Here is a 12,736-nt window from a genome sequence, read left to right on the forward strand (position 1 = left end):
CGGCGGCGCGTTGGGCACCCTCCCCGCGCGCCCCCAAATAGCGTCCAGTAGGGTTTGGTCCGCATAAACATCCAAACCCCTGCCCGACGCAGGGCGGCGACCGACCAGCGAGAAGGCCGCAGCCGACCGCGCGGGCGAGACTCTCGGGAAGGCGCTACGTGAGTCCCAACGGCTCCGACCGCTCGCCGCGGCGCCCGATGCGGCGGAAGCTGCTGCAGGCACTGACCGCGGGCCTGGTCCTTGCGACCGCTACCGGTTGCACATACAAGGACTTCCCCCGCCTTGGTATGCCCACCCCGACCACGGAAGAGGCTCCGCGGATCCTCTCCCTGTGGCAGGGCTCCTGGGCTGCCGCGCTGGCCACCGGCGTGCTGGTGTGGGGCCTGATCCTGTGGAGCACCATGTTCCACCGGCGCAGCCGCACCAAGGTCGAGGTTCCTCCGCAGACCCGGTACAACATGCCGATCGAGGCCCTGTACACGGTTGTGCCGCTCATCATCGTCTCGGTGCTGTTCTACTTCACGGCCCGCGACGAGTCGAAGCTGCTCGACCTCTCCAAGAAGCCCGACGTCACGGTCAACGTCGTCGGCTACCAGTGGAGCTGGGGCTTCAACTACGTCACTCCGCTCGCCGGGGTGACGGGGGATGCGAAGACAGATCCGAACCTGGACGCGATTCCCACCCGGTACAAGGACGACTTCCCGGCGAACGCCGGCGGTGTCTACGACTTCGGCACGCCCGCCACGCGGAACCCGCAGACGGGCAACCCGGGTCCGACCCTCTGGCTTCCCAAGGGCAAGACGGTCCGCTTCGTCCTCACCTCGCGCGACGTCATCCACTCCTTCTGGGTGCTGCCGTTCCTGATGAAGCAGGACGTCATTCCGGGCCACACCAACGCCTTCCAGGTGACTCCCAACCAGGAGGGCACCTTCAGGGGCAAGTGCGCCGAGCTGTGCGGCGTCGACCACTCCCGGATGCTGTTCAACGTGAAGGTCGTCTCGCCCGAGCGTTATGAGCAGCACCTCAAGGACCTCGCCAAGAAGGGGCAGACCGGTTACATTCCCGCCGGCATCGCGCAGACGAGCCACGAGAAGAACCGGGAGACGAACAACCTGTGAGCATCCTCAACGAACCCCAGGGTGCCGCGGCAGCTGAAGACTCGTACGAGAACGAGCTGCCGGTCCGGCCCAGGCGACCCGGCAACGTCGTCGTCAAGTGGCTGACCACCACCGACCACAAGACGATCGGCACGCTGTATCTGGTCACGTCGTTCGCGTTCTTCCTCATCGGCGGCGTCATGGCTCTGCTCATGCGCGCCGAGCTGGCCCGCCCGGGCCTGCAGATCATGTCGAACGAGCAGTTCAACCAGGCGTTCACGATGCACGGCACGATCATGCTGCTGATGTTCGCGACGCCGCTGTTCGCCGGTTTCGCGAACTGGATCATGCCGCTGCAGATCGGCGCGCCCGACGTGGCGTTCCCGCGGCTGAACATGTTCGCCTACTGGCTCTACCTGTTCGGCTCGACCATCGCGGTCGGCGGCTTCCTCACCCCCCAGGGTGCGGCCGACTTCGGCTGGTTCGCCTACAGCCCGCTCTCGGACGCGGTCCGCTCGCCGGGCATCGGCGCCGACATGTGGATCATGGGTCTGGCCTTCTCCGGCTTCGGCACGATCCTCGGCTCGGTCAACTTCATCACCACGATCATCTGCATGCGCGCACCGGGCATGACCATGTTCCGCATGCCGATCTTCGTGTGGAACGTGCTGCTGACCGGTGTGCTCGTTCTGCTGGCCTTCCCGGTCCTCGCGGCCGCGCTGTTCGCCCTGGAGGCGGACCGCAAGTTCGGTGCGCACGTCTTCGACGCGGCCAACGGCGGCGCCTTGCTATGGCAACACCTCTTCTGGTTCTTCGGCCATCCAGAGGTGTACATCATCGCGCTACCGTTCTTCGGCATCATCTCCGAAGTCATCCCGGTCTTCAGTCGCAAGCCGATGTTCGGTTACATGGGCCTGATCGGCGCCACCATCGCCATCGCCGGCCTCTCCGTGACCGTGTGGGCGCACCACATGTACGTCACCGGTGGCGTACTGCTCCCGTTCTTCTCCTTCATGACGTTCCTCATCGCCGTACCGACAGGCGTGAAGTTCTTCAACTGGATCGGAACGATGTGGAAGGGATCGTTGTCCTTCGAGACACCGATGCTCTGGGCGACCGGCTTCCTGATCACCTTCACCTTCGGTGGTCTGACCGGCGTCATCCTGGCCTCGCCGCCGATGGACTTCCACATCTCCGACTCGTACTTCGTGGTCGCGCACTTCCACTACGTGGTGTTCGGCACCGTCGTCTTCGCGATGTTCGCCGGCTTCCACTTCTGGTGGCCGAAGATGACGGGCAAGATGCTCGACGAACGCCTCGGCAAGATCACCTTCTGGACGCTGTTCATCGGCTTCCACGGCACCTTCCTGGTGCAGCACTGGCTGGGCGCCGAGGGCATGCCGCGCCGTTACGCCGACTACCTCGCGGCCGACGGCTTCACCGCCCTCAACACGGTGTCGACGATCTCCTCGTTCCTGCTCGGTCTGTCGATCCTGCCGTTCCTCTACAACGTGTGGAAGACGGCCAAGTACGGCAAGCCGGTCGGGGTCGACGACCCCTGGGGCTACGGTCGTTCCCTCGAGTGGGCCACCTCCTGCCCGCCGCCGCGGCACAACTTCCTCACCCTGCCGCGCATCCGTTCCGAATCCCCCGCCTTCGACCTGCACCACCCGGAGATCACTGCGCTCGAGCAGCTCGAGCACGCGGGTGCCGGCAGCAAGGCCGTCTCCGGTGGCAAGGAGGCCGGCAAGTGAAGATCCAGGGCAAGATGTTCATCTGGCTGGCCGTCTTCATCCTGGCCATTGCCGTCATCTACGGCCTGTGGTCCAAGGAACCGGCCGGTACCACCGCGCTCTTCCTGGCCTTCGGCCTGAGCATCATGATCGGCTACTACCTGGCCTTCACGGCCCGGCGGGTCGACACGGGCGCCCAGGACAACAAGGAGGCCGACGTCGCGGACGACGCCGGTGAGGTCGGCTTCTTCAGCCCGCACAGCTGGCAGCCGCTCGCCCTCGGTGTCGGCGGCGCGCTCGCCTTCCTGGCCATCGCGATCGGCTGGTGGCTGCTGTACTTCTCGGCCCCGCTGATCCTGGTGGGCCTGTGGGGCTGGGTCTTCGAGTACTACCGCGGCGAGAACCGCACCCAGTAACACGCACCCAGTGCACGGGAGCCCGACACTCCGTCAGGAGTGCCGGGCTCCCCCTTTTGCCGTGCAGCGCGTCCCCCGCACGGCTCTCTCCGCGCGCCGCGGCCGACAGACGTCCCTAGCGTGAGGTCATGAGCCACACAGTCTTCTTCCGGGGCGACGCCGGACCCGACAGGCGCCCGCCGGCGCGCCCGCGACACCGCACCGCCGTCAGTTGCTCGCTGCTCGCGATAGCCCTCGGCGCGGGGCTCGCCGGCTGCGGGTACGACGGCAACCCGCTCTCCGCCAGCCCGTACGACGCGGCGGACGAGGTCTCCTACAACGCCCCCGCCGACTCCGACAAGAAGGTCGACCCCGACAAGCCCCTGGAGATCACCGCCTCGGGTGATGACGGACGCATCACGGACGTGACGGCCACCGATTCCCACGGGCGCCAGGTCGCCGGTGAACTCGCCGCCGACGGCAGCCGCTGGCACAGCACCTCCCCCCTGGCCGCCGGCACCCACTACACGGTCCGGGTGAGCACCGAGGACGACGACGGTGCACAGGGCCGCAAGGTCATCGAGTTCGACACCGGTACGCCCAAGAGCAAGACGCTCAAGGTCAGCTTCGGTCCCAACACAGGTACCTACGGCGTCGGCGAACCCGTCACCGCCGAACTCAGCGAGCCCGTCAAGGACAAGGCGTCGAGGGCCATCGTCGAGAGAGCCCTCAAGGTGGACTCCGTGCCCGCGGTCCAGGGCTCCTGGTACTGGGTGGACGACAAGAAGCTGCACTACCGCCCCCAGGACTACTGGCCCGCCCACGCCACCATCACGGCCCACAGCAACCTCGCGGGCATGAAGGTCGGCGACCGTCTGTGGGGCGGCGAGGTGAAGCCTGTGAAGATGACCACGGGCGACCGCGTCATCGCGGTCACGGACGCCGCCGCCCACCAGATGACGGTCTACAAGAACGACCAGGTCCTGCGGCGGATACCCATCACCACGGGCAAGCCCGGCTACGAGACCCGCAACGGTGTCAAGGTCGTACTGGGCAAGCAGTACGTCGTACGCATGCGCGGTACCTCGATCGGCATCTCGCAGAACTCGAGCGATTCGTACGACCTGATGGTCTACTGGGCGGCCCAGGTCACCTTCAGCGGCGAGTATGTGCACGCGGCGCCCTGGTCCGTGGGCTCACAGGGGTACGCCAACGTGAGCCACGGCTGCACCGGCATGAGCAACGGCCAGGCCCAGTGGTTCTACAACACGGTGCAGCAGGGTGACATCGTCAAGGTCGTCAACTCCTACGGCAAGCAGATGGAGCCGTTCGGCAACGGGTTCGGCGACTGGAACGTCGACTGGGCGAAGTGGCGCAAGGGCAGCGCCCTGGTCGCCGACAGCGGCACGAACGCCCAGGACCGGGCACGTCTGCGCCCTGAATCGATCTGAGACGGGCCCTCCGCGCCCCGTCAGGGGCGCGGGACCGGGACATCGTGCGGCTCCACCGTGGGGGTACGACGCACCAGGAGGGAACGGCTGCCGCCCTCACCCCGGGCGGCCCCGGCTCTCAGGCGCTCAGCAGGGCCTTGCGGCGCAGCAGATCGGCCAGGGCCGACGCGAACTCCACCGGCTCGACCGGGAGCGCCACCGCCGCATCCGCACGGCTCCACGTCGCCAGCCAGGCGTCCTGCGGCCGCGCGATCAGCACCAGCACCGGCGGGCAGTTGAAGATCTCGTCCTTGATCTGCCGGCAGACGCCCATGCCGCCCATCGGCACGGCCTCGCCGTCCAGGACGCACACGTCGATACCACCCCGGTCCAGCTCCTTGAGGACGGCGCCCGGTGTCGCGCACTCCACGAACTCGACCGCGGGGACGTCCGGGGCGGGCCTGCGCCCGGCCGCGAGCCGCACCTGTTCGCGGGTGGTGGAGTCGTCGCTGTAGACCAGGACCGTGGCGGTCGGCTGCATGCTTCCTCCGGTACGCACTGGTGTCCGCCGTCCTACGGGACGGTTCCGTTGGGGCGGATGCTACTCCCTCGGACTCGTGGTCAACACCGGTTCGGACAGGGCTTCGATGGGCCATCCGGGCAGTACACACGGTGCGGACACTCCGAACGGCACCCCCCGGAGTGAGGGCGGGATAAGGGACCGACATAATGTCGGTCGTGGCGACAGCAACGACAGTAGAAACCGGGCACGCGCACCCGTCGGTCAACCGGCCGAACCTCACCAGCGTCGGAACCATCATTTGGCTGAGTTCCGAGCTGATGTTCTTCGCGGCCCTCTTCGCGATGTACTTCACCCTGCGATCGGTGACCGGGCCGACCCACTGGAAGGAGATGGCGAGCCATCTCAACTTCCCGTTCTCGGCGACCAACACCACGATCCTGGTGCTCTCCTCCCTCACCTGCCAGCTCGGCGTGTTCGCTGCCGAGCGCGGTGACGTGAAGAAGCTCCGGGGCTGGTTCATCGTCACCTTCATCATGGGTGCGATCTTCGTCGGCGGGCAGATCTTCGAGTACACCGAGCTGGTCAAGAAGGACGGCCTCTCGCTCTCCTCGGACCCGTACGGCTCGGTGTTCTACCTGACCACCGGGTTCCACGGCATGCATGTGACGGGTGGTCTCATCGCCTTCCTGCTGGTCCTCGGCCGCACCTACGCGGCGCGGAGGTTCACCCATGAGCAGGCGACCGCCGCCATCGTCGTGTCCTACTACTGGCACTTCGTCGATGTCGTCTGGATCGGCCTCTTCGCCACGATCTACATGATCAAGTAGTCGGCCGTCGGCCGCGGCGGACGTTCACCCGATCGGGGAGAACCGATCGCCCGCGACGAACCGATCCATTTCCAGAAGCATCGACGCAGAAGATCCTGACACCGGGGTAATCCGTGAAAAAGCTCTCCGCACGACGACGCCATCCGATGGCGGCGCTCGTCGTCCTACTCATCGCGCTGACGCTCTCCGGGGGGCTGTACGCCGCGTTCGCGCCCGCCGACAAGGCGCAGGCCGATGACACCGCCCAGTCCCTCGCCATCGAGGAGGGCAAGAAGCTCTACCAGGTGGGCTGTGCCAGCTGCCACGGCACCGGCGGTCAGGGCTCCTCCGACGGACCCAGCCTGGTGGGTGTGGGTGCGGCGGCCGTCGACTTCCAGGTCGGTACCGGTCGCATGCCCGCCGCCACCTCGCAGGGCCCCCAGGTGACGAAGAAGAAGAACATCTACTCGCAGGCCCAGATCGACCAGCTCGCGGCGTACATCTCCTCGCTCGGTGCCGGCCCGGCCGTCCCGACGACGAACGACTACAGCCCCGAGGGTGCCGACATCGCCAAGGGCGGCGAGCTCTTCCGCACCAACTGCGCGCAGTGCCACAACTTCACGGGCAAGGGTGGCGCGCTGACGCACGGCAAGTTCGCGCCGAGCCTCGACGGCGTCGCCCCGAAGCACATCTACGAGGCCATGCAGACCGGCCCGCAGAACATGCCGTCGTTCCCCGACACCACGCTGTCGCAGCAGAACAAGAAGGACATCATCGCGTACCTCAACGCGGTCAACGGCGACCAGACCGACAACCCCGGCGGCCTCGAGCTGGGCGGCCTCGGACCGGTCTCCGAGGGCCTGTTCGCCTGGATCTTCGGCCTGGGCGCACTGATCGTGCTCGCCGTCTGGGTCGCCGCTCGGACCGCAAAGGCCAAGAAGTCATGAGTAGCCACGACATTCCAGAAGAGAACCTGCCCGCTGAGCAGGACACCGCACACGGTGCCGTGACGGTCGCGGACGAGGAGAACCCGTTCGCCGACCCGGGGCTGCCGCCCCACGAGCACCGCGTCCAGGACATCGACGAACAGGCCGCCAGGCGCTCCGAGCGCACGGTCGCCATGCTGTTCACCGTGTCGATGCTGGCGACGCTGGGGTTCATCGCCTCCTACGTCACGATCCCGACGGACAAGTCGATCTTCGTCTTCCCGATCGGGCACCTCAGCGCGATGAACTTCGCGCTGGGCCTGACGCTCGGTGTGGCGCTGTTCGCCATCGGCGCGGGCGCGGTCCACTGGGCCCGCACCCTGATGTCCGACATGGAGATCGCCGACGAGCGTCACCCGGTCGAGGCGTCGCCGGAGGTGAAGGCGAAGGTCCTCGCCGACTTCCAGCAGGGCGCCAAGGAGTCCCAGCTGGGCCGCCGCAAGCTGATCCGCAACACGATGTTCGGTGCGCTGGCCCTGTTCCCGCTCTCCGGCGTGATGCTGCTGCGCGACCTGGGCCCGCTGCCCGGCACCAAGCTGCGCCACACGCTCTGGTCCAAGGGCAAGCTCCTCGTCAACATGAACACGAACGAGCCGCTGCGTCCCTCGGACGTCGCGGTGGGTTCGCTCACCTTCGCCAAGCCCGAGGGCCTGGAGGAGAACAACGAGGACTTCCAGACCGAGATCGCCAAGGCCGCCCTGATGATCGTCCGGCTGCAGCCGGACAACATCAAGGACAAGCGGGAACTCGAGTGGTCCCACCAGGGCATCGTGGCGTTCTCCAAGATCTGCACCCACGTCGGTTGCCCGATCTCCCTGTACGAGCAGCAGACGCACCACGTCCTCTGCCCGTGCCACCAGTCCACCTTCGACCTCTCCGACGGTGCCCGGGTCATCTTCGGCCCGGCCGGTCACGCCCTGCCGCAGCTGCGCATCGGCGTGAACGCGGACGGTTACCTCGAGGCGCTCGGCGACTTCGAAGAGCCCGTCGGTCCTGCTTTCTGGGAGCGCGGATGAGTACTGCATCGACCAACCCGAACCCCGCCGGGGACGCGGCGGGCGGCTCGCGCGGACGGGCACCCGCCGGCGAGCGCCTCGCGGACTGGGCCGACGGCCGCCTGGGTGTCTACACCCTGGCCAAGTCCAACATGCGCAAGATCTTCCCCGACCACTGGTCGTTCATGTTGGGCGAGGTCTGCCTCTACAGCTTCCTGATCATCATCCTCACGGGTGTGTATCTGACGCTGTTCTTCCACCCGTCGATGAACGAGGTGGCGTACCACGGCAGTTACGTGCCGCTCCAGGGCCAGATGATGAGCGAGGCGTTCAACTCGACGCTGCACATCAGCTTCGACGTCCGCGGCGGTCTGCTGATCCGGCAGATCCACCACTGGGCGGCGCTGGTCTTCCTCGCCGGCATGTTCGTGCACATGATGCGCGTGTTCTTCACGGGCGCGTTCCGCAAGCCGCGTGAGATCAACTGGGTCTTCGGCTTCCTGCTGTTCGTCCTCGGCATGTTCACCGGCTTCACCGGCTACTCGCTCCCGGACGACCTGCTCTCCGGCACCGGTGTCCGCTTCATGGAGGGCGCGATCCTGTCCGTGCCGATCGTCGGCACGTACCTGTCGTTCTTCCTCTTCGGCGGTCAGTTCCCGGGTGGCGACTTCGTGGCCCGGTTCTACTCGATCCACATCCTGCTGCTGCCGGGCATCATGCTCGGTCTGGTGGTCGGCCACCTGATCCTGGTCGTCTACCACAAGCACACGCAGTTCGCGGGTCCCGGAAAGACGAACAACAACGTCGTCGGCATGCCGCTGATGCCGGTCTACATGGCCAAGGCCGGAGGCTTCTTCTTCCTGGTCTTCGGTGTCATCGCGGCCGTCGCTGCGGTCGCCCAGATCAACCCGATCTGGGCCATCGGCCCCTACCGTCCGGACCAGGTGTCCACCGGCGCCCAGCCCGACTGGTACATGGGCTTCTCCGAGGGCCTGATCCGTGTGATGCCGGGCTGGGAGGTCAACTTCTGGGGTCACACGCTCGTCCTGGGCGTGTTCATCCCGCTGGTGATCTTCCCACTGGTCCTCGTCGCGATCGCGGTGTACCCGTTCATCGAGGCCTGGGTCACCGGCGACAGGCGCGAGCACCACATCCTGGACCGCCCGCGCAACGCCCCGACGCGTACCGCCTTCGGTGCGGCGTGGATCTCCTGGTACTTCGTGCTGCTCGTCGGTGGTGGAAACGACCTCTGGGCGACGCACTTCCACCTGTCGATCAACGCGATCACCTGGTTCGTCCGCATCGCCTTCTTCGTGGTGCCGGTCCTCGTGTTCATCGTGGCCAAGCGGATCTGCCTGGGTCTGCAGCGCCGCGACCGCGACAAGGTGCTGCACGGCCGCGAGTCGGGCATCATCAAGCGGCTGCCGCACGGTGAGTTCATCGAGGTGCACGAGCCGCTCAGCCAGGAGCAGCTGCACACGCTCACCTCGCACGAGCAGTACCAGCCGGTCGAGATCGGCGCGACGGTCGACGAGAACGGCGTCGAGCGGAAGATCAAGGGCTCGGAGAAGCTGCGCTCCAAGCTGAGCGGCGCCTACTACGGAGACGCCAACCAGATCCCCAAGCCCACGGTCGAGGAGTACAAGGAGATCACGAGCGGCCACGGCCACCACTGATCGCTGCGCGCGCCACGCCACGGTCGAAGGGCCCCGTCCAGTCATGGACGGGGCCCTTCGCCGTGTCCCGGGCTGGATAGGGTGGAGCTGTTCGACAACCCGAGCCCCATGTCGGGGCCACCACCCAGGAGCGGCTTATGAGCGCTGTGAACCCCGCCGGAGGCGACACCGCGGCGGTCCGTTCCTGGCCCCAGGTACTGAACGGGCTGCTCGAGGGCCGTGACCAGAGCGCCGACGACACGGCCTGGGCGATGGACCGCATCATGCGGGGCGAGGCGACCGATGCCCAGATCGCCGGCTTCGCCGTGGCGCTGCGTGCCAAGGGCGAGACGGTCGCGGAGATCACCGGGCTCGTCCGGGCGATGTACGAGCACGCGAACGTCATCGAGGTGCCGGGGCCGACGGTCGACATCGTCGGTACGGGCGGTGACGGCGCGAAGACCGTGAACATCTCCACGATGTCGTCGATCGTGGTGGCCGGTGCGGGCGCCAAGGTCGTCAAGCACGGCAACCGGGCCGCGTCCTCGGCGTCCGGGGCCTCGGACGTGCTGGAGAAGCTCGGTGTCAATCTGGAGCTGCCGGTGCACCGGGTGGCCGAGGTGGCCGAGCGGGCCGGGATCACCTTCTGTTTCGCGGTCAAGTTCCACCCGGCGCTGCGGCACGTGGCGGCGGCACGCGGACAGCTCGGCATCCGTACGACGTTCAACGTCCTGGGCCCGCTGACGAACCCGGCGAAGGTGAAGGCGCAGGCGGTCGGGGTCGCCGACCCGCGGATGGCGCCCATCGTCGCCGGGGTCCTCGCGGAGCGCGGCAACTCCTCCCTGGTGTTCCGGGGCGACGACGGCCTGGACGAGCTGACGACGACGTCGACGTCCCGGGTGTGGGTGGTCCGCGACGGCAAGGTCACCGAGGAGTCCTTCGACCCGAGGGACGTCGGTATCGAGCTGGTGCCGGTGGAGGCGCTGCGCGGCGCCGACGCCTCCTACAACGCCGAGGTCGCACGGCGGCTGCTCGACGGTGAGACGGGCCCGGTGCGGGACGCCGTGCTGCTGAACTCCGCCGCGGCCCTCGTGGCGCTGGAGCAGGCCGACGGCCCGCTGGTGGACCGGATCCGGGCCGGCATGGCGAGGGCGGCGGAGTCGATCGACTCGGGAGCGGCCAAGAGCGTCCTGGACCGCTGGGTGGCCGCGAGCCACGCCTAGCACCACCGCTCCGGGCGGGCCGCGGTCTCTTCCGCCGCGGTCCGCCCGAGGTGTCTTCGGGCCCTGTCGCGGGGCACGCTCGTCGCCGGGGCACCGCCCTGTCCGGGGCGCCCCCCGCGGTCCTCGGTGCATCCCGGTATCCGGACAGAAGTTGCAGCCGATCGATCACCCCTCTAATGTCCTGCGCAGGTCATGAGCGACAGCCATTCGGCCCCGGCCGGCTGTCCGGCAACCCTCCGTCCGTGGCGGGGTGCCCCGGGTGAGGACCAGGCCGTAGGCAGCGAGGTCTGCGGCAAGCGCGGACCCCTCGCGTCACCAGGGGTCCTGGTCGTTCGAGGGAGCCTTCCGTGAGCAAGCGAATGCGCTAGGGCCGCAGAGCCCCGCCTCCGCATCCCCTTTCACCCCTTCGTGTGCCGTCGACCCCGTCATGCGCTGTCCTGCGCACCGTCCGGCACGGCGAATCCACCTGTCCTCACGGGAGTGCACCCATGTCCGTCTCCACCGTTGCATCCGACCGGTCCGTCTGTTCCCCGCTGCCCGTTCTCGGACGGGATGTCACCGTCCCGCTCGTCACCGGCGGCGAAGTCACCTACGCCGCGCTCGACTACGCGGCCAGCGCCCCGGCGCTCCAGCGGGTCTGGGACGACGTGGCGGCCTACGCCCCGTACTACGGCAGCGTCCACCGCGGTGCCGGTTACCTCTCGCAGCTCTCCACCGACCTGTTCGAGAACGCCCGCGGGACGGTCGCCGAGTTCCTCGACTGCCGGGAGGACGACCAGGTCGTCTTCACCCGGTCCACCACCGATTCGCTGAACCTCCTGGCCGCCGTGGTCCCGGCCGGCTGCGAGGTCTTCGTCTTCGAGACGGAGCACCACGCGTCGCTGCTGCCGTGGCGGGACGCCCAGGTCACCTACCTCGACGCCCCGAACACTCCGGGGCAGGCCGTCGAGACCCTGGAGCGCGCCCTGGCGCACCGCGCACCTTCCCCGGCCTCCGGCCCGGCCCTGGTCTGCGTCACCGGCGCGTCCAACGTCACGGGTGAGCTGTGGCCGGTGCGCGAACTGGCGGCGGCCGCCCATGCGCACGGCGCCCGTATCGTGCTGGACGCCGCCCAGCTGGCTCCGCACCACCCGGTGTCGGTCCGCGACCTCGACGTCGACTGGGTCGCCTTCTCCGGGCACAAGCTGTACGCGCCCTTCGGGGCGGGAGTCCTGGCAGGCCGCGCCGACTGGCTGCGCGATGCCGAGCCGTATCTCGCGGGTGGCGGCGCCAGCCGCAAGGTCACTCGGCGTACCGACGGGGGAGTGGACGTCGAGTGGCACGAGAGCGCCGCGCGGCACGAGGCGGGCTCGCCCAACGTCATCGGCGCCTACGCGATCGCCTCCGCCTGCAAGGCTCTCACCGAGGCCGGCTTCGACACGCTGGTGGCCCGCGAGCGGCAGCTGATCCGTATCGTCGGGGAGGGGCTCGCCGAGGTCCCCGAGGTGAAGGTGCTGTCCCTCTTCGGTGACGACTCGCCCCGCGTCGGCGTCATCTCCTTCGTCGTCGAGGGCTGGAACAGCTCCCACTTCGCCGCCGCGCTCTCCGCGGAGTACGGCATCGGTGTCCGCGACGGCCTGTTCTGCGCCCACCCGCTGGTGCGTACCCTGCTGGGCAGCGACCCGCAGACCCAGGGCGAGTGCGGTGCACCCGAGGCCGCGCCCGGGGAGAAGTCCCTCAACGCGATCCGCGTCAGCTTCGGCGCGGGCACACCCGACGAGCACGTCGAGCGGTTCGTCCGCGCGGTCAAGGAGCTCGTCAGCGACGGCGCGAAGTGGAACTACCGTACCGAGGGCGGTCGTTGCGTGCCGACGGTGTGATCCACCGACGTCCGGCGGTTCAGCGGGGGACGAG

At 68.0% G+C, this 12,736-nt stretch carries 11 protein-coding genes and 1 riboswitch; of the genes, 10 read left to right on the forward strand and 1 reads right to left on the reverse strand.

All coding sequences use genetic code 11. The features are described from left to right. Positions 1-158 precede the first annotated feature (158 nt). The 4 genes from ctaC (at position 159) to ACSHXN_RS29300 (ending at position 4,676) form a co-directional block, all read left to right on the forward strand. The gene (gene ctaC, locus ACSHXN_RS29285) at positions 159-1,118 is read left to right on the forward strand and encodes an aa3-type cytochrome oxidase subunit II (protein ID WP_345547757.1); all 960 of its coding nucleotides are present in this window, start codon (positions 159-161) and stop codon (positions 1,116-1,118) included. Continuing rightward, a complete protein-coding gene (gene ctaD / locus ACSHXN_RS29290; RefSeq protein ID WP_345547755.1) occupies positions 1,115-2,851 on the forward strand; it encodes an aa3-type cytochrome oxidase subunit I in 1,737 nt (578 codons plus the stop codon). The genes ctaC and ctaD overlap by 4 nt, the downstream gene beginning before the upstream one ends. Beyond that, a complete protein-coding gene (locus ACSHXN_RS29295; RefSeq protein WP_355140571.1) occupies positions 2,848-3,246 on the forward strand; it encodes a cytochrome c oxidase subunit 4 in 399 nt (132 codons plus the stop codon). Before ctaD ends, ACSHXN_RS29295 begins: the two co-directional genes overlap by 4 nt. Positions 3,247-3,374: 128 nt before the next feature. Further along, positions 3,375-4,676, forward strand: coding sequence for a L,D-transpeptidase (locus ACSHXN_RS29300; RefSeq protein ID WP_355140572.1), 1,302 nt, complete (start codon positions 3,375-3,377; stop codon positions 4,674-4,676). Between the two features lie 118 nt (positions 4,677-4,794). Here ACSHXN_RS29300 and ACSHXN_RS29305 read toward each other — a convergent pair whose 3' ends face one another. After that, positions 4,795-5,196: a response regulator transcription factor gene (locus tag ACSHXN_RS29305; protein ID WP_059133826.1), complete on the reverse strand. Its 402-nt coding sequence runs from the start codon at positions 5,194-5,196 to the stop codon at positions 4,795-4,797. Positions 5,197-5,384: 188 nt separating this feature from the next. Here ACSHXN_RS29305 and ctaE point away from each other — a divergent pair, with 188 nt between their 5' ends. From ctaE to ACSHXN_RS29335, 6 genes are all read left to right on the forward strand, one after another. Continuing rightward, the gene (ctaE, locus tag ACSHXN_RS29310; protein ID WP_331267465.1) at positions 5,385-6,005 is read left to right on the forward strand and encodes an aa3-type cytochrome oxidase subunit III; all 621 of its coding nucleotides are present in this window, start codon (positions 5,385-5,387) and stop codon (positions 6,003-6,005) included. Positions 6,006-6,118: 113 nt separating this feature from the next. Next, positions 6,119-6,931: a cytochrome bc1 complex diheme cytochrome c subunit gene (qcrC, locus tag ACSHXN_RS29315; RefSeq protein WP_331267466.1), complete on the forward strand. Its 813-nt coding sequence runs from the start codon at positions 6,119-6,121 to the stop codon at positions 6,929-6,931. Next, positions 6,928-7,986 carry a cytochrome bc1 complex Rieske iron-sulfur subunit gene (gene qcrA, locus ACSHXN_RS29320; protein WP_355140573.1) on the forward strand — a complete coding sequence of 353 codons (1,059 nt, stop codon included), beginning with the start codon at positions 6,928-6,930 and terminating at the stop codon, positions 7,984-7,986. The genes qcrC and qcrA overlap by 4 nt, the downstream gene beginning before the upstream one ends. Further along, a complete protein-coding gene (gene qcrB, locus ACSHXN_RS29325; protein ID WP_355140574.1) occupies positions 7,983-9,641 on the forward strand; it encodes a cytochrome bc1 complex cytochrome b subunit in 1,659 nt (552 codons plus the stop codon). Before qcrA ends, qcrB begins: the two co-directional genes overlap by 4 nt. A 137-nt stretch (positions 9,642-9,778) precedes the next feature. Continuing rightward, positions 9,779-10,843 carry an anthranilate phosphoribosyltransferase gene (gene trpD, locus ACSHXN_RS29330; protein ID WP_355140575.1) on the forward strand — a complete coding sequence of 355 codons (1,065 nt, stop codon included), beginning with the start codon at positions 9,779-9,781 and terminating at the stop codon, positions 10,841-10,843. Positions 10,844-11,031: 188 nt separating this feature from the next. Continuing rightward, positions 11,032-11,148: riboswitch (SAM riboswitch) on the forward strand. Between the two features lie 183 nt (positions 11,149-11,331). Continuing rightward, entirely contained in the window at positions 11,332-12,702 is a 1,371-nt protein-coding gene (locus tag ACSHXN_RS29335; protein WP_356108284.1) for an aminotransferase class V-fold PLP-dependent enzyme, read from the forward strand. Positions 12,703-12,736 lie beyond the last annotated feature (34 nt).

This window comes from Streptomyces sp. HUAS TT11, from assembly GCF_051553595.1.
In the GTDB taxonomy this organism is placed as follows: Bacteria; Actinomycetota; Actinomycetes; order Streptomycetales; family Streptomycetaceae; genus Streptomyces.

Coding starts and splice junctions, on each gene's coding strand:
- ACSHXN_RS29300 (WP_355140572.1), top strand. CDS start 3,375: ATGAGCCACACAGTCTTCTTCCGGGGCGACGCCGGACCCGACAGGCGC.
- trpD (WP_355140575.1), top strand. CDS start 9,779: ATGAGCGCTGTGAACCCCGCCGGAGGCGACACCGCGGCGGTCCGTTCC.
- ACSHXN_RS29305 (WP_059133826.1), bottom strand. CDS start 5,196: ATGCAGCCGACCGCCACGGTCCTGGTCTACAGCGACGACTCCACCACC.
- ctaE (WP_331267465.1), top strand. CDS start 5,385: ATGTCGGTCGTGGCGACAGCAACGACAGTAGAAACCGGGCACGCGCAC.
- ACSHXN_RS29335 (WP_356108284.1), top strand. CDS start 11,332: ATGTCCGTCTCCACCGTTGCATCCGACCGGTCCGTCTGTTCCCCGCTG.
- qcrB (WP_355140574.1), top strand. CDS start 7,983: ATGAGTACTGCATCGACCAACCCGAACCCCGCCGGGGACGCGGCGGGC.
- qcrA (WP_355140573.1), top strand. CDS start 6,928: ATGAGTAGCCACGACATTCCAGAAGAGAACCTGCCCGCTGAGCAGGAC.